The sequence below is a fragment of the Natronococcus sp. CG52 genome (genome assembly GCF_023913515.1).
In the GTDB taxonomy this organism is placed as follows: domain Archaea; phylum Halobacteriota; class Halobacteria; order Halobacteriales; family Natrialbaceae; genus Natronococcus; species Natronococcus zhouii.
Map to the genome: position 1 here is coordinate 3,170,272 of NZ_CP099391.1, position 22,366 is coordinate 3,192,637.

Consider the following 22,366-nt stretch of genomic DNA (forward strand, 5'->3'; position numbering starts at 1 on the left):
CCACGCCGATCGACCGACGTTTTTAGCCCCGGCCCGTCAAGTGGCGGTATGGACCGCAAGGAGTTTCGCGATCTCGTCTCCCCGCAGGAAGCGCGCGAGGCGATCCGCTCGCTGTCGCTCGAGGGCGGCGTCGACCGCGTCTCGCTGTCGGAGGCCCGCGGCCGAGTACTCGTCGCGCGACTGGACGCCGAACTCGACGTACCGGGGTTCGACCGGGCGAGCCTCGACGGCTACGCGCTTCGCGCGAGAGACACGTTCGGGGCCGACGAGGCGGACCCCGCCGAACTCGAGGTAACGGGCGAGGTTCACGCCGGGGAGAAGCCCGACGTAACCCTCGGCGAGGGCGAGGCCGTCGAGATTTCGACCGGCGCGGTGATGCCCCCAGGCGCGGACGCGATGGTTCCGGTCGAACGGACGGATATGGAAGGGAACGACGCGTTGATCCGGACCTCCGTCGCCCCCGGCGACAACGTCATGTTCGCCGGAGCCGACGTCGCCGCCGGCGAGCGGGCGCTCGGCCCGGGAACGCGGATCACGCCCCGGGATATCGGCCTCCTCTCGGCGCTCGGGATCGACGAGGTCCCGGTCCGAGCGAAGCCGCAGGTCGGAATCGTCTCGACCGGGGACGAACTCGTCCGCCCCGGCGAAGACCTCGAGAGCGAGCGCGGCGAGATCTACGACGTCAACAGCTACACGATCGCCGCGGGCGTCGAGGACGCCGGCGGCGAGGCCGTACTTTACCCCCACGCCGGCGACGAACAGGCGGAGATGGAGCGCGTGCTTCGGGAGGCGGCCGAGGAGTGCGATCTCGTGCTCTCCTCCGGGTCGACCAGCGCGAGCGCGGTCGACGTCATCTACCGCGTGATCGAAGAGCAGGGCGAACTGCTGCTCCACGGCGTCGGCGTCAAGCCGGGGAAGCCGATGCTCGTCGGACGGCTGGACGGCTCGGCGTACATCGGACTGCCGGGCTATCCCGTCTCCGCGATGATGGTCTTTCGGACGTTCGTCGCGCCGGCGATCCGCGAGGCGGCCGGGCTGCCGGAGACGGAAACCGCGACGATCACGGGCCGAATGGCCAGACAGGAGCGCTACGGCGAAGGCCGAATGCGACTTATGCCGGTGGGGGTCGTTACCGACGGAGACGGCGAGACCCTCGTCTACCCCGTCGACAAGGGCAGCGGCGCGACGACCAGTCTCGCCGAGGCCGACGGCGTCGTCGAGGTCGACGCCGAAACCGACTACCTCGAGGTCGACGAGTCCGTCACCGTCTCGCTGTTCTCGCCGGACGTCCGGCCGCCGACGCTGCTCGGCGTCGGCGAGGACGACCCGACGCTTTCCCGACTGCTCGACGGCCTCGAGAACCCGCGCTACCTCTCGGTCGGCTCCCGCCCCGGCCTGCGACGCCTCCGGGAGGGTGTCCCCGACGTCGCCGTCGTCGCCGGTCCGATCGATCGGGACGTCGAGGCGGCGGAACTCGGCGGCTGGGAGCGCGAGTGGGGGCTGCTCGCTCGTCCCGGCAACCCCGATCGGATCGAGGGACTCGCCGACCTGGTCGACGACGAGCTCCGATTCGTCAACCGGACGACCGACTCCGGACTGCGCTCGAGTCTCGGGACCGCGGTGGCCAGCCTTGCAGACGATCGCGGCGTCGACCGCCACGAGATCGTCGACTCGATCGCCGGGTTCGACCTCGGTCTGCGCGCCCACGAGAGTCCCGCACGAAAGGTTATGGCGGGCGAGGCCGACGCCGCGCTCGGTCTTCGAGAGACCGCCGACCGCCTCGACCTCGCGTTCGTCCCGCTCGGCACCCAGCGAGTGTCCGTCCTCGCGAACCCGGACCGCCGCGAGAAGCCCGGCGTCCGCGAGTTCGCGGCCGCACTCGAGGGGATTTCGGACGCGAGTTAGCGAGAGAGACAGTCAGGAGCGCCTGAACAGCGGTTTTTACACCGCGCGGTGTACGGATCGTGATGTCGACTATAGCCGAGTTTCGGGTTCCGGCTGCAGACACGACACTCGCGGAAACGTTCGATCGGATACCCGACGCGACGATCGAACTCGAGTCGGCCGTCTCGCGGACGCAGCCCTGTCTCTGGGTCGCCGACGTCGACCAGGCGAGTATCGCTGCCGCCTTCGACAGCGATCCGTCCGTCGAGACGTACGACCTCCTCGTCGAGACGGGTGATCGACTGCTGTACGACGTGACGTTCACCGACGAGACGGAAACGCTGTGTGACAAACTGGTCGTCGAAGGGGGGTCGCTGCTCGAGGCCTGGGCGACGAACGGCTGGTGGCAGGCGCGGGTGCGGTACCGGGACCGCGAAACGCTCTGTGGCGTCCACGATCGACTCGTCGAACAGGGCGTCAGCGTCGACCTTCGGCGGGTAACCGACGTGACGACGGCCTCTCCGTCGGATACGCGCCTCACACCGGAACAGAAGGAAGCGCTCGAGTCCGCGCTCGAGCGGGGCTACTTCGAGATCCCGCGGGAGATCTCGATGGAGGAACTTGCAGCCGAACTCGGGATCTCTCATCAGGCGCTGTCCGAGCGATTGCGCCGCGCCTACGAGACGCTCGTTCACGAAGAGGTACAGCCGGTGGGCGAACAGCCGTGATCGAGAGCTTTCGAAACGTTCCTCGCCGTCGAATCGACTCCCCCGCGTGACAGCGTTTTGCGTTCGGCCTCGTCCCCGCCACTACTCGTCCGCCGGCTGAGAGCACGTCACGCTCGCGTCCCCGTTCACGTTCGTGATGACGATTTCCCTCTCCTGGGAAACGATTACGTCGTAATCCAGATACGAAAACGACAGTTGTAGGTCCGACCTGGCGTCGGCGGAGTCGAAGAGTCCGTCGAGTGCATCCGGATCGACGTACCCGTAGAGCGGCGGTAACTCGTCGGCCGGAACGCCGGCAAGTGCCGCAACTGCAGTGATAATCGCAGTACTCGGTTCCTCCTCCCATTCGAGTTGTTTCTGGTGGTTCGCACACATAGTAGACCCATCGGAACGCGACGTGTCGCCATACGGTGGTTCGACAGTAACTGTCTGCACTCGAGATCGGATATATCTCCGTGCGGGATAGCCAACCCGTACCGATCGGAGCGAGTTGACTATTCAGTCACCTCCGTAACGAGGCCGTGCTACGGTTCCTCGAGAGTCGCTTCGATCAGCGTCTGCTGGATGCGTCGCATGTGCTGGTAAAAACCCTGCGAGGAGATATCGAGTGCGGCGGCGACCTCGTCTCCCGTGCAGTGGCGGGGCGATTCGAAGTATCCCGCGTGGTACGCCGTTCGCAGGACCTGGAGCTGGCGCTCGGTCAACCGCTCTCGAAACGCTGCGGCCGGAGAGCCGGGCACGGTCGGCCGCGATCGTTCCTCGCGCCTGGCCAGGAGTTTCAGCTTGGGGTACCGGTCGGCGATCAGTTCCGGGACGAGTCGGCCGTTCATCGGTTCGGGTTCGGAGACGACGAGTCGGGCAGCGGTCGGCGTCGCTGTTATCGACTCGAGCACCGCACCGTGGTTCGCCAGCGTGGTGCCGACGAACGGCTGCGTGAAGACGAGGTCGAGCAGGTACGTGTCGGCCGTTTCGTGGACGACGTCGCCCGAATCGATCGTTACCGAGGCGTCGACGGCGTCCGAAACGCGGTCGCGGGACGCGCCGTCCACGGTCGCGACGGCCAGAACGTGATCGTCGTCTTTCACGACGAGGTCCTCGACCTCGAGCGTACAGTCGGCGGATGCAGCGAGCTGGACGAACGGGAAGTTCGAGGCCGTGAGTTCGAACTCGAGCGATCGCCCCTCCCGAGCCCGGAACGCGGCCTCCTGTTCGACCATGGTGATCCGTTGGCCGACGAGGGTCCCGAGTTCGTCTAGAATCTCCGACACCGACTCGGTGAACACCGCCGGCTCTGTCGCGTACACCGTCAGGGTACCGTAGGAGACGTCCGCGTCGGCGATCGGCACGCTCGCGACCGATCGGAAGCCGCGACCGACCGCATCGCGGCGCCACTCGTCGGTATGAAGGTCCTCCGCGACGGCGGGGACGACGCGGGTCTCACCTGCGCGGCTGGCCGTCGTTGCGGGGTCGGAAACGCCGGCCGCCAGGGTGTCAGTCAGATAATCCTGGTCGGTGCCCGCCCAGGAACGCGGCGTCACCGTCTCGGCGTCCGACTCCACCTCGCCGATCCACGCGAACGCGAACGGATCGTGCGCGGTTACCGACTCGCAGAGCTGCGTCTCGATCTCGTCGCAAGTCGACCCGTCGACGATGGCCCGCAGCACCTGCCGGACGAGCGTGTTGACGGTTCGGAGTCGCTCGAGTTCCTCGCGTCTGGTCTCGAGTCGGTCGTCCTTGGCCGCTTCCACGAACGCGGCGTGAACGGCGGTCGCGAGAATGCGCGTGATCCGCAACTGGTCGTCGGTGAGTCCGTCGAATCGTTCCGTCGCGACCGCGAGGGCGCCCGCATCGGTCACGGGAACGAACGTCAGCCGTCGGACGTCGGCGTCCGGGAGACCGAGGCCGTCGACGTCCCGCTGCGTCCGCTCGTGAGAGACGAAGGTCTCCCACGCTTGGTCGGAAAACCGCGATAGATCGCCGGCGTCCCCGGCGGTCCGGTCGCTGATCGCCGCGAGCTCGAGTTCCTGCTCGCACTGTTCGTATCGCCAGAACGCCGCCAGCGGCGCGTCGACCGCCTGCCGACTCGCCTCGGCCGCGACCGACGGGATCTCGTCACCGTCGACTTCGGAGAGCTGCTGGGTCGCCTCGGAGAGGGCAGCGATTCCGCGCTCCTGCTGTCGGCTCTCGCTGACGGCCGTGATCTTCTCGCGGTGAGCCTCGAGTTTCGCACCGATTTCGTCGCGCGAATCAGCGGTTTCGGCGACGGACGGGTCGTAGTACGCGTTGGCTCCGACGGTCTTCCGGTAGCCGAGCAACGGGTGGTGCCGAACGATCCCCTCCGCGACCGCCGGCGAGAGCTGCGTTCGATCGTACTGACAGAGGGCGACGTGCGGCATTTCGGGGAAGAGTTCGTTGACGGCGTCTTCGTACGCGAGTAATTCGTCCGGGTCGACACCTCGCTCGAGCAATCCAGTCGTCTCGGCCGTGATACGGACCCCCTCGTATCGGTCCTCGTCGACGCTCTCGACGAGCGCTTCGATATCGGCGATCATTCCTTCGGCCTCGAACTCGGCGCCGATCGGGTAGATCTCACTTAGGCCGACGATCGAGAGCGCGCCGGACTCGCGAGCGTCATCGACGGCGATACCGCCGTCGCGCAGCGCCTCGGTGACTTCCGGTTTCGAATTCTGCGAGACGGCGTAGATGACCCGTTCGCCCCGGTCGAGCCCGCGCTTGACGAACGGAACGGCGACTGCGAACTGCTCCGATCGCGTCTCGTACAGCAGAGCGAAGTGATCGTGATGATCATCATCGGCTTCGAGTTCCCGAAACGAGAGGGATGGAGAAGACGGAGAAGCCATTAATAGTAACGTACCTGCACACGCGAGTTCTTAAACGTTATTCCCGGAAGTTGGGATGTGACGGAACGGAGGAGCGGTAGCCACGGGAACGCAAACCCCGAAATCACCGTCCGCGTGTCGGAATCGAGCCGCCGGACCGCTCAGTAGAGTTCGTCGAACGACTGGACGCGGTAATCCCCGAGAACGCACTGTCCGCGGCGCTCGTGGCCGACGCGTTCGACGTGGATCGCGTCGAGGCCCGCGTTCCAGGCGGCACCGACGTCGTTCGCGCCGTCGCCGGCCAGCACGCCCCTGTGACCGTTGTGAGCGACGCCGAGATCGCGCACGACTGACTCGACGGGAGCCGGATCGGGCTTCCAGCCGGTTTCCTCGGTACAGCAGAGTCGGACGTCGAACCAGTCGCGGATGCCGACGTGGTCGAGCACCGGCTCGCAGAGGAACTCCTGGCAGTGCGTGACGAGTCCGACCGGAACGTCCAGATCGGCGACGAAGGCGGCGTCCGGGTGGAGGTAGGTCTGCTCGGCCCGAACCAGCGGATCCTCCTCGGCGTGAAACGCGTCCCAGAACGATCGGGGCTCGATACCCCACTCCAGGAGCTGTCGGTCACGGGAGCCGGTGAGGCCGTTCCAGAGGATGTCGGCCTCCTGGTCCGTGAACGTGCGGCCGATGCGATCGCCGACTCGGTCGAACACCTCCCGAGCGTACGACCACTCGACGTCGACGAGCGTCCCGTCGAGATCGAGCAGCCAGTAGTCGTACTCGGAGACCATTGGGACGTTTACCTACGGGACTCTCCAGTAAATGTGTGTCGCTCGGGTATGGTATCCGATACTTCGCGGGGAACCGTCGGTAACTCGAACGCTCGAGACGAGAGACGTCGTCGGTTTCTCCGAAGAGTTCGGTCACACCCGCTGTCCCGTTCCGGTTCGAACTCAGCGGATGGAGATAACTCGTTCGGGGATACTGCCGTCCAACGCTCGGACCCGCACGAGAGACGCTAACCGATCGACGGTTCACCCCGGTACCGCGCCCGGTTTCTCATCTCGGTAGTGGTATCAAAAAGTATGAGAACTGATTGCGTTAACATAATACTTGGGTGCGATACATTTATAATTATTGTTCTGTCTAATATACGCGCGTGTAATTTTCTCCCATCTAGATAGAAATATTTAGAAATTTTTAATGAAGCAGATAACACATCTGCGGTTGCCATGTCCGAAACACAGACTCGGCCAGGCGCTCGGTGCACAGAGTACCTTAAAAATCACCCGCGAATGTTGGGAGTGCTGTTCACGATCTGCGTGCTCCTCACGCAGGCGGGGAACGCGGCGGCGGCGAACGGCGGTGCCGTCTTCTGATCAAAGAGTCGCGGCGTCGATGCTGTGACTCCAACGTAATTCTTCGTCGATTCGAACGGGGACGTTTTCCAGCGCCAAGAACCGCCGGAGTTCGGCCCTCGAGAGGCGAAACGTCCCGAGCGCACCCCCGCACAGGAAGTACTCGCTATTCGACTCGATATACGGAATAAACATCGTTCCCATGCCCCGTCGCGTGGTCGGGTACGTCCTGATCTCGACCTTGAAGTCGTCGCCGACGGGTTCGATCTCGCACAGGTTCGGTACGGTGCTCTCGGCTTGCGCGATCGCGAATCCGCCGTCGCCGAGAACGATGTACTGCCCCCCGAGCAGGATAACGTCGCGAGCGATCTCGTGGGCTGCGTACAGCGGGAACCCGCGGTTGAGCAGGCGGGCGAGCGTCTGTCCCATCTCGATGGCCTCGCTGTTAACGAGGTTGCTCAGCGTGGCGATCCCGCCGATGCTGCCGCGCCGGATAAGATGGCGGCCCTGTTTGTACGACCGGCAGGCGTTCAAGAAGAACGCGTCAGCCCCGACCTCCTCGAGGGTCGCGGCGTCGAGTTTTCCGTCTACGCACCGGAACCCCTCGTCGTCGATGTGACCGATATAGTGGAGGAAATCGGTCGAGGAGCGAAGCACGGAGCGCAACTCGTCGACCGTCAGGTCGCGGTAGATGATGATGTCAAAAGGGAGGTCGGCGCGAGAACCGTACACTTCGTCGACGATATCTCGCTCGGCGTCCATACTGGTCTCGGTCTCGACGAGGGGGTTCGAGATGTCGATATCGTTACAGACGACGGTGATCTCGATATCGTCCTCGGTCGGACTGCGGCCGAGACGGTTCTGATACGCGTTGAGCAGCGCTTTGTTCGCCCCGAGCGGCGTACCGTCACCGATCCACACGTCTTCGAGCGAATCCGTTCGCTCCGGCTGAACGTACGCTTCGGCGGTCGACGCAGGACGCGTATTCTGCGTCCTGCTATCGTTCCGAAGGAACTCGTCGATGACCGCTTTCGGTTCGTCCGGGGGCGCTATTTCGCTTCCCCTGGACGAGCGTACGACGGCGAGACGGTGGGCGACGAACGGCAGTGCTTCGACGTTCTCGGGCTCCGGTTCGACGTGAGCGGTGAGTTTCCAGTCGGGGATCTGCGGTTCGAGTACCGAGAACGGGACGTCGAAGTAGGCCTCGATCCGCTCGGCGAGCGGGCGGTCGTACAGGGTAGCGAAATCGCAGTCGAGCCGCGATTCGATCATTCGACGCTCGTGTAAGTCCACCGGGTGCATCCCTTCCGTTCGGACTACGCAATCGAGGAAGAACACCCGTTTCAACGCTCGTTCGACCGCCTCCTCGAAATCGTGACGCTCGCTGAGCGCGCGTTCGAAGCCGGTCTCGGTGACTAATCGCGGCGCATCGGCCGGAACGAGGTCCGCTCCGAGATAGTATACGAGCGGTGCGACCGCGTAGATCAACCCGTACTCGGGCGGAACTTCGAGTCGAACGCCCGTATCGGGCGCGTCCATATCGGACGGGATCTGCAGCGCCTCTCCACGCCGGATCGTCGGCGGATGCCCGCGATACGAGGGATACGATCGTTCGGGACGTCTCGTCTCGAGCGCCGACCCGAACGTCGACACGGCGGCCATCATATCCTGCGGTTTGTCCGTCGTCGTGATCGTCGCGGCCGGCTCTTTCCGATACGAACGCGCTCCGACCAGCACCTCGGTCTCGCCGTCGAAGTCGACGTAGGTCTGCATCGAATCCGAAGAGACGGTGACGCTGCTGCAGGCCCGGAGATAGAGCTTGATCGGGGCGGCGAGTTCGAGGCTGTAGGTGTCAGCAGGAAGTTCTTCGGACGCGCACTGCTCTATTTTGGTCAGGAACGACCCGGACTCGTCACGAACGTACACCGGAACGACGGTCGGCAGCGTGATCGCGGTCGTCGTCACCGCGACGGCTCCGTCGACTGGAAACGAAAATCGATCGACACCGAACGTTTCGGGCGATACGGGATCGGCCATCCAGAGCGTATACCGATTACGGTCGATTAGATCGATAACCTCGACGCCGTTGCCGTTTTGCACCGGTGAGAACGAGATAACGCTTCCCGCTTCATCCCGGTCTCGTTCGTCGTGCGATTCGTTCGGTGTACTCATCGTCTACGTTAACGGACTGCCGAGATAAATGCACATCCACATAATAACAGACGTGTTACTGACCGTAAAATTATACTGTCCGTACCCGGATTTGACCGCGTCGACGAACGTACCGGCGAAGTCCGCGCCCCCGACGCCGTTCGCTTGGGTAACGGAGTTCGAATTACTGCCTCACGGTGGTTCTATCCGACCGCCGCTTCCGGTCCCGAGCCGATCCGGACTACTCGTCCGCGTCGCTAGGTAGTCGAACACTCGAGCCGAAGTACTTCGAGAGGACTTCGGACACGTTGTCAGCCTTGAACGCCTCGAGGTCCGACGCGATCTCGGCTTTCATCGCGTCGAAGTACACCTCGTCGGTCTGAAATTCGCGGAACTCGACGGACTCGACCGCGCCGAGCGGTTCGCCGAGCCAGTCCGCGGCCAGCCGTCTGGCGTACCGCTGGTCGCCGACCTCGCCGCGCCAGAGCGTGTTTCGGAAGAACAGCCAGCCCTCGGTGCCCGGCTCGGGGGCGTCTCGAGAGACCGTGACCGTCGTCTCGGCGGATCCCGTATCGACGCGGATCGACTCCGCGGCGGGCTCGAGACGAAGGGTGACGCGGAAGACGTATTCGGCGTCCATCGCTCAGTCGCTTCGCTCGGACTCGATCAGGTCCGCCATCTCGATGTCGTCCTCGGTGATTCCGCCCTCCTCGTGGGAGGTCAGCCGGATTTCGACCTCCTCGTAGCGGATGGTGATCTCGGGGTGGTGGAACTGCGCCTCGGCGATCTCGCCGACCATCTGGGCGAAGTTGACGCCGCGGAGGTAGTCGTCGAACTCGTACGTTCGAACGATCTCGTCGCCCTCCCGTGTCCACTCGTCGGGAAGTTGCGCGTCGATCTCGTCGTCTGAAAGCAGGTCGGCCATGTGAAGCCGAACGAAACCCACCAAAATAACGATTGTGCCGTCTCGATCCTGTCGGTCGAAAACGGGAGACGTCGGAGCGGCGCTCAGTCGTCGTCCGTCGCGCCGAGCCGGACGTTCGACCGGCCGGTGTCTCCCGTTTCGACGAACGACGGCGGCCGCCGCGAGTCCCCGCCGAAGTCGGGGTCGAACAGCTGCAGCGCGGTGTTGATCGTGCTCCAGTCGTCCTCCGCCGCGGCCTCTCGCAGGCTCTTGGTCGGCGGCGCGAGCAGCTGGCTGACCAGCGAGTCCGCCATCGACTCGACGATCTCGCGCTGATCGTCGTTTTCGCCGTCGAGTTCGGCGAGTGCGCGCTCGATTTCGCGCTCCTTGATGCGTTCGGCCGACTCGTACATCGCGGCGATCACCTCGTCCGCGCGGGCCCGCTTGTACTGATCACAGAGCAGGTCGAACTCCCGGCCGATCATCGCTTCTACCTCGCGGGCGGCGTCGGCACGCTGCTCGCGAGTCTCCGCGGTGATCGACTCGAGGTCGTCGAGGTCGTAGACGGTCACCGACGGGAGGTCGTCGGTCGCCGGCGCGACGTCTCGCGGCTGACCGAGATCGACGATCACTCGCTCGTCGCCGTTCGTCTCGAGATGGTGCGGTGCGAGGACGGGTTCCGCGCTTCCGGTGGCCGTGATCACGACGTCTGCGTCGTCGACGACGGTCGTGAGGGCCTCGAGCGGGACGGCGCTGGCGTCGGCCTCGAGTTCGTCCGCGAGGTGGTCGGCGTGTGCGACCGTCCGGTTCGCGACGATCAGTTCGTCCACGTCGGCGTCCGCGAGACTGCGGGCCGCCAGCCGTCCCATCTCGCCGGCGCCGACGACCAGACTCGTCGCCCCCTCGAGGGCGACGTCGTTCGCCACGAGTCTCGTTGCGGCGGAGCCCAGCGAGACGACGCCCTCGTTGATCCCGGTTTCGGTGCGTGCGCGTTCGCCGACGTGGATCGCCTTCGTCACGGCGGCCTCGAGCATCGGACCGATACCGCCGGCGCTGCGGGCGTCCTCGTAGGCCGTCCGGACCTGGCCGATGATCTGGTCCTCGCCGAGGATAACCGACTCGAGCCCCGCCGCGACGCGAAGCAGGTGGCGTAGGCTCTCGTCGTGGTCGGTGACGACGAGCGCGTCGTCGTCCGTCGTCGCGAAAAACTCCTCGAGTGCGGCGCGGCCGACGGCGGCGTCGGTGGTGACGGTGTAGGCCTCGACCCGGTTACACGTCGAGAGGACGTACGCCTCCTCGACGCCCGACACCGTACACAGATCCGCGACGCCGGCGCGCTGGCTCTCGGGGCTCGAAGCGGCGAGATCGTCGACGCTTCCGCTCTCGTGCGTTACGCGCGCAGCCGTGATGACCCCCGCCGGTGTCACGACCCATCACCCTCCGTCGACAGTTGCTCGCCGAGCACGTCCTCGATCACTTGCGATGGCTTGGATACACCCGTACGTAAAGCTGTCCAAACGTCGGAAGAATTGACGACATCGGTGACGATCTCGCGTCGGCGCACCGGCGCGACGCCCCGTGCTTTGAGTTCCGTCCGGAGCCCCGCACACACGGTCGCCATTTCGCCGGCACCGGAAAGCGTTTCGTCGAGTTCCTGTCGGAGGTGCTTGCTCAGCGCGGGCGCCGTTCCGCCGGTCGCGATCGAGACGACGACGGGATCCTCGCGAACGGTCGCGGGGACGACGACGCTACCGGGGTCGCGCTCACCGGAGCGATCGGCGCGATTGACCAGGCATCCTCGCTCCCGGGCGGCTTCCACCACGGCCTCGTTGACCGCACCGTCGTTCGTCGCGGCGACGACCAGCGCGGGTGCGATCCGTTCGATCCACGACGCGACCGCGGCCGGTTCGGGAGCGGCGCGCACCAGTTCGGCACCGCCGAACGCCTCGTCGGCGAACTCGGGGCTCACGACGATCACCTCGGCTTCGCGGGCGAACCGGCGAGCTTTCCGCGCACCCACCGGTCCGCCGCCGAAGACGAGCACCGTCGCGTCCGCGAAATCGTGGAGCAGCGGGATCATTCGACGTGGGGCGTACGGGATTCCGTGTTGGCGTCCGCGCGTTCCTCGAGTCGAATCCCCGTCTTCTTCAGGATCCGCGTCGAGAACAGCGAGTCCCAGTCGTCGTCTGTGACGTCCCAGTGCTCGCTCATCGTCTCGCGGACCTGCTCGATGCGCCGTTGACTCTCGGCCTCGCTACGGCCGTGGGTCATCGCGAAGAAGTTGTACGGCCAGACGCCCTCGTGGCGCGGCCGCTCGTAACAGTGAGTGACGAACGACAGCGAGGCGACCTCGGGGCCGACCTCGCTCACGACCTCGTCGGGAACGTTCCAGACGGTCATCCCGTTCTCCGTGTAGCCGAGCGCGTAGTGGTTCGGGACGACGCCGATCCGGCGGATCTTCCCCTCGCGCTCGAAGCGGGTGATCGTCTCGAGCACCCACTCGCGGTCCTTTCCGATCGCGTCGGCGACGTCGGCGTACGGCGTCTCTGAAAGCGGCAGTCCGTCCTGGATCTCGAGCACGAGATCGCGCTCGGCCGGCGACAGCGTCGTCGCGTCGGTCGGTTCGACGTCCGGTCCTCGATCCGAGCAGTCGATTCCGCCCTCGAGCGGGCCGTCGACGTAGAACTTCGCCTCGACGCGGAACTCCCGCTGTTTTGGCAGGTTGTACGTCTCCTGGCCCGTCTCGGTCTCGATTTCGGCGAGCACTTCCGCCACTCGATCCTCCTCGGCGACGCTCACGACGAACCAGACGTTCAGGTGCGGATGCTCGCGCTCGTAGTTGTGCGCGACCTCGCGGCGGTCGTTGACGGCCTCGGCGACCTCGTCGAACCGGTCCTCGGGGGCGTGCATCGCGACCAGCGTCGCCGCGCCGCCGATCTCCTGGGCGTTCACGAGCGGGCCGAACCGCGAGAGGACGCCCCGCTCGTCCAGGTCGCGAATCGTCTCGAGCAACTCCGTCGCGGTGATCTCGACCCCGTTGTCGCGCATGGCGGCGGCGGCGACCTCGAAGGGGTCGTCCGCGACGGGAAAGCCGCCCTGAAAGGCGTTGACGACCGCCCGTTCGCGGTCCGTGAGATCGACGTCAGTGGTCATACCGGATACTCGCGGCTGTCGATGCATAAGCGAACCGGGACCGGACCCGTCTGACAGCCGGTCGTTCGGTCCGGACTGTACGGTTGCGACTCGAGACGACTACCCTTCGACGCCGGTCACGTCGTACCCGAGTTCCTGAATCTCCTCGAGAATCGCTTCGTGGTCGGCGCTCGCCTCGTAGTAGATGACGATATCGAAACTCCCCTCGCGCAGCAGTTGCTGGCACTCCCAGACGAACTCCTCGTCGTCGAGGGTGAGCCCCTGGTGCTGGTTCGAGGAGAAGTCGGAGTCGTCGTTGCCCGAGTAGACGTAGCAGTCGGTCGGGTCGTGGCCGGCGTGTTCGGCGATGACGTCGCCGACGTCGATCGTCGCCTGCATCATCTGAACGTCCTCGCTGCCGTCGTAGTCGGTGTGGACGATCGCGCCGTTGAGTTCGACGTCACCGGGCTCGAGCAGCGCTTTCGTCCGCTGGTAGAGATCCTGGTCGAGTGTGTCCGTCATTGTTCGAGACGAGAGTTCCCGGACTGATAGCGGTCACGATTGCGCCTGGGGCCGTCGTGAGAACGTTTATCGGTGACGATGAGTCACACGCAAGACACATATTTCTCCCCGACGTCACGTCGAGTGATGAACCGGTGGCTCCGTCAACGCGTCGACGCGGCGTACGAGCAGTTGCTCTCTCGGGAGATCGCCGGTGCGCCGACCCACGTCGCCGTGATTCAGGACGGAAACCGGCGCTACGCCCGACAACAGGGCGACGACGCGACCGAGGGTCACCAGGCCGGCGCGGAGACGACCGAGCGCGTCCTCGAGTGGTGTCAGGAGATCGGGGTCGAGGAGCTCACCCTCTACGCGTTCTCGACGGAGAACTTCAACCGGCCCCCGGAGGAGCGCGAGGCGCTGTTCGACCTGCTCTGTGAGAAGCTGCGGGAGTTTGCCGACGCCGAGCGCGTCCACGAGAACGAGGTCCACATTCGGGCGCTGGGCGCCGTCGACCGCCTCCCCGAGCGGGTCCAGGAGGTGGTCACGTACGCCGAGGAACGAACCTGCGAGTACGACCAGTTCGTCCTCAACATCGCGCTGGCCTACGGCGGGCGCTCGGAGCTCCTCGAGGCCACCCGCGGCGTCGCGGCGGACGTCGAGTCGGGTACCGTCGACCCCGACGACATCGACGTCGAGACGATCGAGCGCCGGCTCTACGACGAGCCGGTTCGCGACGTCGACCTGATCATCCGGACCGGCGGCGACGAGCGCACCTCGAATTTCCTGCCCTGGCACGCGAACGGCAACGAGGCGGCGGTCTTCTTCTGCACGCCCTACTGGCCCGAGTTCTCGAAGGCCGACTTCCTTCGCGGGATCCGCACCTACGAGCACCGTCAGGAGTCCTGGCGGCGGACGCGGGCTCGGCGAGCGCTCGCCCTGCTCGGGGCGATGAGCGACCACGAACTCGTCGAAGCCCGCTCGATCGTCGACCGCTTTCGCGACTCGCTGCCGACCGCCGAGCAGCCGGACGAGGAGGAGCTCGAGCCGGTCGACTCGAGCGGTCCGACGGCAGACTGAGACGGAACTCGAAACCTACAATCGGAGCGAGTTCGAACGTCGAGTATGGACCGCCGCCAGCTCGCCGTCGGGACTCTCGCGACGAGCACCGGCCTCGTATTGTTTCTCGTCCTCGGGCTGACCGGCGTTCTCCGCCACCCGCAGGCGGCGACCGACCACACCCAGCCGGCGGAGTTTCTCGCGATCGGGAGCGGCTTTCTCCTGCTCACCATCGGGGTCCTCGTGCTGTTTCTGGCCTACGTCGAACTCCCCGATCCCGGCGCCTGACGCTCCGGCGCGAGCGACGTCGGGCCGACCTCGAGAGGCGCGAGCACGACGACACGTACGGGACGCGCCGACGATCGGCGTTCATCGTCCTGCGAACGCGACCACGCCAGATATCGCCCGCTCGAATCTCTCGAATACGAACGGTGATCACCGAGACGGATCAAAAGTCGGCGGATCACTGGTGGAACCGCGGCCACTGTTCTTCGGGGAGTAACTCCGTCGAACCGCAACAGCCGCACTTTTCGGGCGCGTCGTACCGGTGATCGCCATCGGCCTGTGCGGAGACCGTGCCGGCGTGCAGTATCTGACATTCCGTGCAAACGTACTTTTCTGGGTGCTCTGGGGCGTGAGCCATGTGTACAGATACCCCCGCTGGCGAGATATAGACCGGGTGTGAGACAGTGACAGGATCGCCGAAATATACGTACCATTTCCGCCTCGAGATTCCTCGCTCCGCGAAGAACCGCTCGCTGCTCACGGGCGCTGCGAGACGATTTCACCGCCGTCTCGCGGGCGCTTTGCACGTTCGACTGCTCGCGGAACCAAAGGTTCCGCGCCAGGCGCGAAAAGCTACGCTAAAAAGGCCGCTCGCTCGCTTCGCTCGTTCGCGGGCGCGTTCCTCGCCGGGCGCCACTGGTCGTCTTCTCGAGCCGGGTATCGAGCTACCGGCCGAACCGCCTCGATCGGTTGCAGTACTCCCGCACCGCTCGCAGAAAGTCCCGCTTACGGAAATCGCGCCAGTTGACGTCCGTGAAGTACAGCTCCGAGTAGACCGACTGCCAGATCATGAAATCGGAGAGCCGCTCCGCGCCCGTCTTGATCACCAGGTCCGGTTCGGAGGGGAAGACGAGGTGCTCCTCGACGCGTTCGTCGTCGATCGCGCTCGGCTCGAGGTCTCCCGCGTCGACGCTCTCCGCGAGCGTCCGGACCGCGCTCGTGAACTCGTGTTTGCCGCCGAGACCGATGCCGATCTGGATCGGCGCGTCCGCCTGCGACCGATCGTCGGGAGTCCGAACCGCGACCTGCTGTGGCACGTCGACGCTCTCGAGTTCCCGTCGCAGGGCGGGGATCGCGGCGGTATCGAGGACGCTCACGTAGACGGTCACCCTGGAGGCGTACTCGAAGGCCCACTCGAAGAAGTCGGTGAGCGTCTCGTAGGCGCCGCGCTCTAAGAGATCCCGTTCGGTGATCACGAGCGCGATGTGGTCGGGACTGTCGGCCTCGTGGCGACGGATGCGAAGGGAGAGATACCGTTCGTACAGACCCACAGCGTCACGTTCCCAGTCCGATGACATACCGGTTACGGGTTCGTTCGGCCGCAGCTGACCGTTCCCAGCATACCGTCAGCGAGCCTGAACGGAGGGAAAACCGGACTCGAGGCGGTTCACGAACCTTCAAGTAATCCCCACAGAAAGGACCGGATATCGTGACAGAACCCGTCCGGCGAGCCGGCGTCTTCGCGCTGTTGTGTACGCTCTCGCTCGCCGTTCCGCTCTTCGGTCCGGAGGTCGCGGCCGCACTCGCCGCGGTCGTCCTGCTGGGGGCGTTCGTCGTCACCGACGGGCCCGTCTTCGACCTTCTGGCGTATCCCGGCGACTACGAGGACGGACGGCTCTACGGGCTCATTACGTTCGTCCTGGCCGGGGTCGCTCTCGGGCTCCTCGCCACGCAGTCGTCGATGCCGACGGCGGTATTCGTCGGGACCGTCTTTCTCATCGGGTACGGGAACGTCGTCGAACAGCTCGCTCGCACGCGAACGGACCGCGACGTCGTCCACGCGACGGTCTTCTGTCTGGCCGCAACGGCTGCGGCGGCCGTCGGGCAAGCCGCCTCGTTCGGACTTTCGGGCGTTCCGATCGAACCCCTCGTTCCGAGGGTCCTGTTTCTCGCAGCGAGCGGAGCGCTACTCGCCGCACTCCTGCGTGACGTCCTGTTGCTCTACGACGACCCCGTCGTGATGCTCTCGGTCGGATTCCTCCTCTGGTTGCTCGCGGAGCTCGATCCCGCTCTCGGAACGATCGAGATGACCGTCGCACTGACGGTCACCCTCGCGCTGGGCTACGTCTCCTACGCCCTCGAGACGGCGTCGATCGCCGGGATGCTCACCGGCGTCCTGCTGGGGCTGTTGACGATCGTGCTCGGCGGCTACGGCTGGTTCGTCGTACTCATCTCCTTTTTCGCCATCGGCGGCCTCTCGACGAAGTTCCGCTACGAGCAGAAGGACGATCTCGGAGTCGCCGAGGACAACAACGGCGCCCGCGGAACCGGGAACGTCCTCGGTAACGCCGCCGTCGGCCTCGTCGCCGTTCTCGGCTACGCCGCCAGTTCGGCCACCCTCGTTCCCGTCGAACCCGCGCTCTTTCTGTTCGCGTTCGCCGGCTCCGTCGCCACCGCGATGAGCGATACGCTCTCGAGTGAGATCGGCAGCATCTTCGACACGCCGCGGCTGATCACCACGCTCGAACCCGTCGAACCCGGCACCGACGGCGGCGTCACCTGGCAGGGAGGGGTCGCCGGCTTCGTCGGCGCAGGAATCGTCGCCGCGATCTCCTACGGGCTCTTCCCGGAGGTCGGTCCGGTCGGGGCGGCGATCATCGTCGCCGCTGGTTTCATCGGGATGACCGTCGACAGCCTCCTCGGCGCGACGCTCGAGGGATCGCTCCTGGGGAACCAGGGCGTGAACTTCCTGGCGACGCTGTCGGGGGCGCTCGTCTGTGCACTGCTCGTTCTCTCGCTGGCGATGCTCGGCTGAGTACGCAAACGGTGTGCCCGGGAGTGTCAGTCGTCCGATCCGGAAGCGACCGATTCCGACGCAGACCGTTCGGCCTGCTCGCGGGTACGAGCGTCGCGGTCTCCCAAGGATGAGGGCGAGCGGAACTGGTCCAAAGCCGGCGCGTTGGTGACGGCGAACGTCACGAGTATCCACGCGCCGAGCAGAACGAGCGCGACGGAGGCAGATAGGGCATCGTCGTTCGGGTTCGGCACCGACCAGTTATCGACACCTCGGACGAGCACGCGTTCGGGCGCGATACGCAAACACAGCCGCCGCTCACAGTGCGTTCGTCACCTGCTCGAGAACCGGTCGTTACCTGGGTGGCGTTTCGGCAATCTCGTCGACCGAGTGGATCCGAACGCTCGTCGGCCGTTTCGTGAACTGGCCCAGCGAGTGTGCCACGATCCGTTCGACGCCGCGATCCGCCGCGAAATCGAGCAGCGACTGCTCGAGGATCTCGTCGAGGACGACCGTCGTCGGTGTCGTCTCGAGGGACTCGAGGGCGTCGTAGGCGGCACTCGCCGGTGCCTCCGCGATCACGTCGGCGTTCTCGTCGAGGAACCGGACCTGATCGGTCTCCCCTCTGATGATCGCCGTCGCGTGTCCGTAGATCGTCTCGGGATCGCCTGCGTCGGTGTCGGCCGCCGACTCGGCACCGCTATCGTCCGGGTGAGCCGCGTCGGCATCCGCACGTGTGTCCGGTTCACTCGCCGACGCCAACTGTGCGTCCGTAGACCGGGACGAACTCGCGTCGGACGCCGGCTCCAGTCCGCGGTTTTCGTCCCCGTCGGATCGCTCCAGAGGCTCCTCGTCGATCGTCGTCGGCGACCTCGTCGGCGGCGCCGGCGTCGCACTGCCGTCGGTCGCGGCGATCGCTTCACGGGGCTCGTTCAGTCCGGAAACGGTGTCGTAGGGGACCTTGTTGCGAAGGGCGGCAAACAGCTGGTGGTGATCGAGTTCTTCGACCGATTCCCCCGACGGAGCGAAGGCAACGTAGTCGATGTCGCCGACCTGCGAGAGTTCCTCGAAGATCAGGTCGCCGCCGCGGTCGCCGTCGAGAAAGACGGTGACGGTGCGGTGGCGAGTGAGTTCGCTAACGGCGTCGGGCACGTTGGTCCCCTCGACCGCGATACCGTTCTTGACGCCGTACTTGAGCAGCGTCAGCACGTCGGATCGGCCCTCGACGATGATGATCGCGTCGCTGTCGGTGACCCGGGGTCCGGCGGGAAGGCCCTCGTACTCGGTGATGTCCTCGACGCGGACGTGCTGGCGCACCTCCGCGAGAATCTCCTCGGAGGTCATCACGCTGTCGTCGAAGCCCGTCCGAAGGAGTTCCTTCGCGCGGTCGACGACTTCCTTGCGTTTGGCCGCGCGGACGTCCTCGATCTCGGTGACCTCGAGGGAGGCGCGACAGGGACCGACTCGAGTGATCGTCTCGAGCGACGCCGCGAGCGTCGCCGTCTCGACCTTGTCGAGGCTGGTGGCGATGGTAAGCCGGCCGTGTGACTGCCCCTTCGTGCTGGTTATTTCGACGTCGATGCGACCGACCTTCTGTGACTGCCGGAGATCGCGGAGATCGAGTTCGTCGCCGAGTAACCCTTCGGTCTGGCCGAAGATAGCGCCAACGACGTCGCTCCGCTCGACAACTCCGTCAGCGGTTACGTCAGCGTGAATGTGGTATTTCGAGGTGTCTTCCATGTGAAATCTACCCCCGGACAGGGGTGCAGTGACGCGAAACGCGTCCAGAGACTTATCTAGAGTAAGGATCGTGAGAGGCAAATAGCTGTTGACCTGCGGAGCGGCGATCGGCGGTCAGTACGCCGGCCGATACCAGTACCAGTAGAGCGTGGCGGCGAGGAGGACGACTAATCCGCCGAGGAAAAAGAGCAGTCCCGGCGGGATCGTCCCGAAGACCGCGTCTGCAGCCTCGGCACCGCCGTCGGCGAGAGTTTCGTTGCCGCCGTCGGCGACGGTTTCGGTCCCTTCGATGTCGCCGTTGCCGGCGGTTGCGCCGTCGTCGGACGTCTCGTACCCGTCCGATCCGGTATCCGCGTCGGTCCGGTTGGCGCTGGCCTCGTCGGCGCTATCGGCCCCGTTTTCACCGTTCTCGTCGTCACTGTCGGCCATCGTGAAATCGTCGGCCGCATCCTCTTCAGCTTCTGAGTCCTCCGAGGGGCCGTCGCCTACCGTCTCGTCGCCGGATTCGCCCTGCTCGTCGGCCGCCCGGTCATCATCCGCTGCATCGTCACCGGCCGGCACGTCACCGCTGTCGCTCTCGTCCGCGCTGTCTTCGCCGCCCGTCGGCACGAATCCGTCCGACTCCGTTCCCGTTCCGAACCATCGGGTAACACCGTGCTGTACCAGCAGACTGCCCCCCGCCAGCGCACCGATTCCGCCGATGAGCCGCGAGAGGGCCGTCCGCAACTGCGAGGCCCGCGACTCGTCGCTCGTGACGATCAACGGCCCGTCCGTCGTCGCGTAGACGCTCATCTCGTTTCCACGCGAGGAGTACCACGTGTCCACGACTTCGACCAGACCCGCGCCCTCCAGGTTCTCGAGGTGGTACCGGACGTTCTGAATCGAGGAATCGATCGCGTCGGCGACGTCGCTCGGCGTTCCGGGTTCGTCGTCGAGTCGCGCGTAGATCCGACGGGCCGTCGTCGACGAGAGGGCACCGAACACCGCGTCGGCGTCCTCGCCCTCGAGGTCGACGACACGCGGTTGCCCCTCCCCGGTAGACGGCTCCGAGCGGAAGGGGAACAGGCGGGCCATATCGGGTTCGTCTCCCATTCTTTCGCCGACACTTATACCCCTTTTCCTCCCTGAAAGAGCGATTTCACCTACCGAAGACCGCAAGACGTGGCGACGAAGCGATATTGATGGGAATTTTCGTTCAATAACCGGGATCGAACAGTAACAGTTACCCACCCCGAGACGAACCATCGACCATGCCGCGTCTGGAACTGTGGGGGTGGCTCGCCGTCGCCGTCGGACTCAGTGCACTCGCGATACCGTGGTTCCTCTGGAACGACGCGACGGTCGTCGCGGGACTCCCGCTGTGGCTCTGGTGGCACGTCGGCTGGATGGTGCTCGCGTCGCTCGTCTTCTGGCTGTTCACCCGACGCGCGTGGGGAGTCGGAATCGAATCGACCGACGGCGACTCGAGCGGCGATCGAGAACGCCGGCGGGAGCGCGGTTCCGGAGCCGAAACCGGGGGTGACGCGCGATGAGCGTCGCGATTCAACTCGCCATCATCGTCAGCTACCTCCTGCTGGCGCTCGCGATCGGACTGGTCGCCTACCGACTCACCGACCGGACGGCAGAGGACTTTTACCTCGCCAGCCGATCCGTGGGAACGGTCGTCCTGCTGTTTACGACGTTCGCGACGTTGCTGTCGGCGTTTACCTTCTTCGCCGGACCGAACGTCGCCTACTACGAGGGGCCGGAGTGGATCCTCGTCATGGGGCTGATGGACGGAATCATCTTCGCGATTCTCTGGTACGTTATCGGCTACAAGCAGTGGCTGCTCGGCCGACGGTACGAGTTCGTTACCCTCGGAGAGATGCTCGGCGACCGGTTCGCCTCGAAGCGGCTTCGCGGACTGGTCGCAGGTGTCAGCCTGCTCTGGCTGTTCCCGTACGTGATGCTCCAGCAGGTCGGCGCCGGCACCGCACTACAGGCGCTGACCGAGGGGGCGGTCCCGTACGCCGTCGGCGCCGGACTGATCACGGCGTTCATGATCCTCTACGTGGTCGTCGCCGGCTTCCGGGGTATCGCTTGGACCGACACCCTGCAAGGGGCGTTCATGCTCGTCACGACCTGGATCGCGCTGGTGTGGGTCCTCGCCGTCGTCGGCGGTCCCGGCGCCGCCACGGCCGCGCTCGAGGGCGAGGCGGCCCACCACCTCGCACTCGGTAGCGATCACTACACGCCCCAGTGGATGCTCTCGACGGCGATCGTGATCGGATTCGGCGTCGCGATGTTCCCGCAAGTCAACCAGCGCTTCTTCGCGGCCGGTTCCCGGACCGTCCTCGAACGGTCGTTCGCGCTCTGGCCGATCCTCTGCGTGTTGCTGTTCGTCCCGTCGTTCATGCTCGGCGCGTGGGCGCGGGGCCTCGACGTGGCGATTCCGGAGGGCGAGAACGTCCTCCCGGTCATCCTGGCCGAGTTCACGCCAGTCTGGTTCGCCGCGCTGGTCATCGCGGGCGCGATGGCCGCGATGATGTCCTCGTCGGACTCGATGCTGCTGTCGGGATCCTCGTACTTCACCCGAGACCTCTACCGGCCGTTCGTCGAGGCCGACCTCTCGGAGCGGCGCGAGGATCTGCTCGCCCGCGTCGGGGTCGTCGTCTTCGCGACGGCGTCGTTCCTCGCCAGTCTCGCGAACCCCGCGACGCTGTTCGAACTGGGCGACGCGGCGTTCAGCGGCTTCGCGCAGCTCGCGCTGCCCGTCATGGTCGCACTTTACTGGCGGAAGACGACTCGGACGGGGATCACGGCCGGGATCCTGGTCAGTCAACTATTCTACCTCTCGAGTCTCTTCCTCGCCGTCGTCCCCGGCAGCTACGCCGGCTGGACGGCCGGACTCGTCGGGATGGGGCTCGGACTCGTCGTCACCGTCGGCGTCTCCCTCGTGACGACGCCGGCGGCCGACGAGCGACGGGCGATCTACTTCGACGGGCTCGGCGCGGACTGAGCGCCGGCGTTCTCCCGAGTGCAGGGAGCGACAAGCGACACACCGAAAGGAC

At 65.5% G+C, this 22,366-nt stretch carries 21 protein-coding genes; 8 read left to right on the plus strand and 13 right to left on the minus strand.

Features of this window, described 5'->3' with window-relative positions; all coding sequences use genetic code 11:
* Positions 1-48 precede the first annotated feature (48 nt).
* Complete coding sequence (locus tag NED97_RS15910; protein ID WP_252487998.1) at positions 49-1,905, plus strand: molybdopterin biosynthesis protein; 1,857 nt, start codon at positions 49-51, stop codon at positions 1,903-1,905.
* 62 nt (positions 1,906-1,967) lie between these two features.
* On the plus strand, positions 1,968-2,612 hold the full coding sequence (locus NED97_RS15915; protein ID WP_252487999.1) for a helix-turn-helix domain-containing protein: 645 nt from the start codon (positions 1,968-1,970) through the stop codon (positions 2,610-2,612).
* A gap of 81 nt (positions 2,613-2,693) precedes the next feature.
* Here the strand turns inward: NED97_RS15915 and NED97_RS15920 are convergent, their stop codons facing one another.
* The 3 genes from NED97_RS15920 to NED97_RS15930 all read right to left on the minus strand — a co-directional run bounded on the left by NED97_RS15920 (position 2,694) and on the right by NED97_RS15930 (position 6,243).
* Positions 2,694-2,987, minus strand: a complete 294-nt coding sequence (locus NED97_RS15920; RefSeq protein ID WP_252488000.1) for a HalOD1 output domain-containing protein — start codon at positions 2,985-2,987, stop codon at positions 2,694-2,696.
* Positions 2,988-3,136: 149 nt separating this feature from the next.
* Positions 3,137-5,473, minus strand: a complete 2,337-nt coding sequence (locus NED97_RS15925) for an MEDS domain-containing protein (protein ID WP_252488001.1) — start codon at positions 5,471-5,473, stop codon at positions 3,137-3,139.
* Between the two features lie 140 nt (positions 5,474-5,613).
* Positions 5,614-6,243, minus strand: coding sequence for an HAD family hydrolase (locus NED97_RS15930; protein ID WP_252488002.1), 630 nt, complete (start codon positions 6,241-6,243; stop codon positions 5,614-5,616).
* 504 nt (positions 6,244-6,747) lie between these two features.
* Here NED97_RS15930 and NED97_RS23475 point away from each other — a divergent pair.
* Positions 6,748-6,831 (plus strand): DUF7503 family protein, encoded by an 84-nt coding sequence (locus NED97_RS23475; RefSeq protein ID WP_455429876.1) that lies wholly within the window; start codon positions 6,748-6,750, stop codon positions 6,829-6,831.
* On the opposite strand, the gene NED97_RS15935 is transcribed toward NED97_RS23475, so the two are convergent.
* The 7 genes from NED97_RS15935 to NED97_RS15965 form a co-directional block, all read right to left on the minus strand.
* Positions 6,832-8,982: a hypothetical protein gene (locus NED97_RS15935; protein WP_252488003.1), complete on the minus strand. Its 2,151-nt coding sequence runs from the start codon at positions 8,980-8,982 to the stop codon at positions 6,832-6,834. It abuts the gene before it with no gap.
* A gap of 220 nt (positions 8,983-9,202) precedes the next feature.
* Positions 9,203-9,601: an LWR-salt protein gene (lwrS, locus tag NED97_RS15940; protein WP_252488004.1), complete on the minus strand. Its 399-nt coding sequence runs from the start codon at positions 9,599-9,601 to the stop codon at positions 9,203-9,205.
* A 3-nt stretch (positions 9,602-9,604) separates the two neighbouring features.
* The gene (locus NED97_RS15945; RefSeq protein WP_252488005.1) at positions 9,605-9,886 is read right to left on the minus strand and encodes a 4a-hydroxytetrahydrobiopterin dehydratase; all 282 of its coding nucleotides are present in this window, start codon (positions 9,884-9,886) and stop codon (positions 9,605-9,607) included.
* Positions 9,887-9,969: 83 nt separating this feature from the next.
* Positions 9,970-11,292 (minus strand): glutamyl-tRNA reductase, encoded by a 1,323-nt coding sequence (hemA, locus tag NED97_RS15950; RefSeq protein ID WP_252488006.1) that lies wholly within the window; start codon positions 11,290-11,292, stop codon positions 9,970-9,972.
* The gene (locus tag NED97_RS15955; protein ID WP_252488007.1) at positions 11,289-11,945 is read right to left on the minus strand and encodes a precorrin-2 dehydrogenase/sirohydrochlorin ferrochelatase family protein; all 657 of its coding nucleotides are present in this window, start codon (positions 11,943-11,945) and stop codon (positions 11,289-11,291) included. Before NED97_RS15955 ends, hemA begins: the two co-directional genes overlap by 4 nt.
* On the minus strand, positions 11,942-13,018 hold the full coding sequence (ahbB, locus tag NED97_RS15960) for a siroheme decarboxylase subunit beta (RefSeq protein ID WP_252488008.1): 1,077 nt from the start codon (positions 13,016-13,018) through the stop codon (positions 11,942-11,944). Before ahbB ends, NED97_RS15955 begins: the two co-directional genes overlap by 4 nt.
* Before the next feature lie 99 nt (positions 13,019-13,117).
* Positions 13,118-13,519: a DUF5778 family protein gene (locus tag NED97_RS15965; protein ID WP_252488009.1), complete on the minus strand. Its 402-nt coding sequence runs from the start codon at positions 13,517-13,519 to the stop codon at positions 13,118-13,120.
* 126 nt (positions 13,520-13,645) lie between these two features.
* Between NED97_RS15965 and uppS the strand changes: the two genes are divergently transcribed.
* Both uppS and NED97_RS15975 read left to right on the plus strand, forming a co-directional pair.
* Complete coding sequence (gene uppS, locus NED97_RS15970) at positions 13,646-14,578, plus strand: polyprenyl diphosphate synthase (RefSeq protein WP_252488010.1); 933 nt, start codon at positions 13,646-13,648, stop codon at positions 14,576-14,578.
* A gap of 45 nt (positions 14,579-14,623) precedes the next feature.
* A complete protein-coding gene (locus NED97_RS15975; RefSeq protein ID WP_252488011.1) occupies positions 14,624-14,845 on the plus strand; it encodes a hypothetical protein in 222 nt (73 codons plus the stop codon).
* A 662-nt stretch (positions 14,846-15,507) separates the two neighbouring features.
* On the opposite strand, the gene NED97_RS15985 is transcribed toward NED97_RS15975, so the two are convergent.
* A complete protein-coding gene (locus NED97_RS15985) occupies positions 15,508-16,113 on the minus strand; it encodes an undecaprenyl diphosphate synthase family protein (RefSeq protein WP_252488012.1) in 606 nt (201 codons plus the stop codon).
* A 158-nt stretch (positions 16,114-16,271) separates the two neighbouring features.
* Here NED97_RS15985 and NED97_RS15990 point away from each other — a divergent pair, with 158 nt between their 5' ends.
* A complete protein-coding gene (locus tag NED97_RS15990) occupies positions 16,272-17,597 on the plus strand; it encodes a DUF92 domain-containing protein (protein WP_252488013.1) in 1,326 nt (441 codons plus the stop codon).
* Between the two features lie 333 nt (positions 17,598-17,930).
* Here the strand turns inward: NED97_RS15990 and dnaG are convergent, their stop codons facing one another.
* Together dnaG and NED97_RS16000 are read right to left on the minus strand one after the other, a co-directional pair.
* Positions 17,931-19,316 carry a DNA primase DnaG gene (gene dnaG / locus NED97_RS15995; RefSeq protein ID WP_252488014.1) on the minus strand — a complete coding sequence of 462 codons (1,386 nt, stop codon included), beginning with the start codon at positions 19,314-19,316 and terminating at the stop codon, positions 17,931-17,933.
* Positions 19,317-19,430: 114 nt separating this feature from the next.
* Positions 19,431-20,390: a helix-turn-helix domain-containing protein gene (locus NED97_RS16000; protein ID WP_252490644.1), complete on the minus strand. Its 960-nt coding sequence runs from the start codon at positions 20,388-20,390 to the stop codon at positions 19,431-19,433.
* Between the two features lie 176 nt (positions 20,391-20,566).
* Here NED97_RS16000 and NED97_RS16005 point away from each other — a divergent pair, with 176 nt between their 5' ends.
* Both NED97_RS16005 and NED97_RS16010 read left to right on the plus strand, forming a co-directional pair.
* The gene (locus NED97_RS16005) at positions 20,567-20,848 is read left to right on the plus strand and encodes a DUF3311 domain-containing protein (RefSeq protein WP_252488015.1); all 282 of its coding nucleotides are present in this window, start codon (positions 20,567-20,569) and stop codon (positions 20,846-20,848) included.
* Positions 20,845-22,314, plus strand: coding sequence for a sodium:solute symporter family protein (locus NED97_RS16010; RefSeq protein WP_252488016.1), 1,470 nt, complete (start codon positions 20,845-20,847; stop codon positions 22,312-22,314). Before NED97_RS16005 ends, NED97_RS16010 begins: the two co-directional genes overlap by 4 nt.
* Positions 22,315-22,366 lie beyond the last annotated feature (52 nt).

Bases quoted from the DNA above. Each gene is read 5' to 3' on its own strand.
- NED97_RS15910 (WP_252487998.1), top strand. From the start codon at position 49: ATGGACCGCAAGGAGTTTCGCGATCTCGTCTCCCCGCAGGAAGCGCGC.
- NED97_RS15915 (WP_252487999.1), top strand. From the start codon at position 1,968: ATGTCGACTATAGCCGAGTTTCGGGTTCCGGCTGCAGACACGACACTC.
- NED97_RS15920 (WP_252488000.1), bottom strand. From the start codon at position 2,987: ATGTGTGCGAACCACCAGAAACAACTCGAATGGGAGGAGGAACCGAGT.
- NED97_RS15925 (WP_252488001.1), bottom strand. From the start codon at position 5,473: ATGGCTTCTCCGTCTTCTCCATCCCTCTCGTTTCGGGAACTCGAAGCC.
- NED97_RS15930 (WP_252488002.1), bottom strand. From the start codon at position 6,243: ATGGTCTCCGAGTACGACTACTGGCTGCTCGATCTCGACGGGACGCTC.
- NED97_RS23475 (WP_455429876.1), top strand. From the start codon at position 6,748: ATGTTGGGAGTGCTGTTCACGATCTGCGTGCTCCTCACGCAGGCGGGG.
- NED97_RS15935 (WP_252488003.1), bottom strand. From the start codon at position 8,982: ATGAGTACACCGAACGAATCGCACGACGAACGAGACCGGGATGAAGCG.
- lwrS (WP_252488004.1), bottom strand. From the start codon at position 9,601: ATGGACGCCGAATACGTCTTCCGCGTCACCCTTCGTCTCGAGCCCGCC.
- NED97_RS15945 (WP_252488005.1), bottom strand. From the start codon at position 9,886: ATGGCCGACCTGCTTTCAGACGACGAGATCGACGCGCAACTTCCCGAC.
- NED97_RS15955 (WP_252488007.1), bottom strand. From the start codon at position 11,945: ATGATCCCGCTGCTCCACGATTTCGCGGACGCGACGGTGCTCGTCTTC.
- ahbB (WP_252488008.1), bottom strand. From the start codon at position 13,018: ATGACCACTGACGTCGATCTCACGGACCGCGAACGGGCGGTCGTCAAC.
- NED97_RS15965 (WP_252488009.1), bottom strand. From the start codon at position 13,519: ATGACGGACACACTCGACCAGGATCTCTACCAGCGGACGAAAGCGCTG.
- uppS (WP_252488010.1), top strand. From the start codon at position 13,646: ATGAACCGGTGGCTCCGTCAACGCGTCGACGCGGCGTACGAGCAGTTG.
- NED97_RS15975 (WP_252488011.1), top strand. From the start codon at position 14,624: ATGGACCGCCGCCAGCTCGCCGTCGGGACTCTCGCGACGAGCACCGGC.
- dnaG (WP_252488014.1), bottom strand. From the start codon at position 19,316: ATGGAAGACACCTCGAAATACCACATTCACGCTGACGTAACCGCTGAC.
- NED97_RS16000 (WP_252490644.1), bottom strand. From the start codon at position 20,390: ATGGCCCGCCTGTTCCCCTTCCGCTCGGAGCCGTCTACCGGGGAGGGG.
- NED97_RS16005 (WP_252488015.1), top strand. From the start codon at position 20,567: ATGCCGCGTCTGGAACTGTGGGGGTGGCTCGCCGTCGCCGTCGGACTC.
- NED97_RS16010 (WP_252488016.1), top strand. From the start codon at position 20,845: ATGAGCGTCGCGATTCAACTCGCCATCATCGTCAGCTACCTCCTGCTG.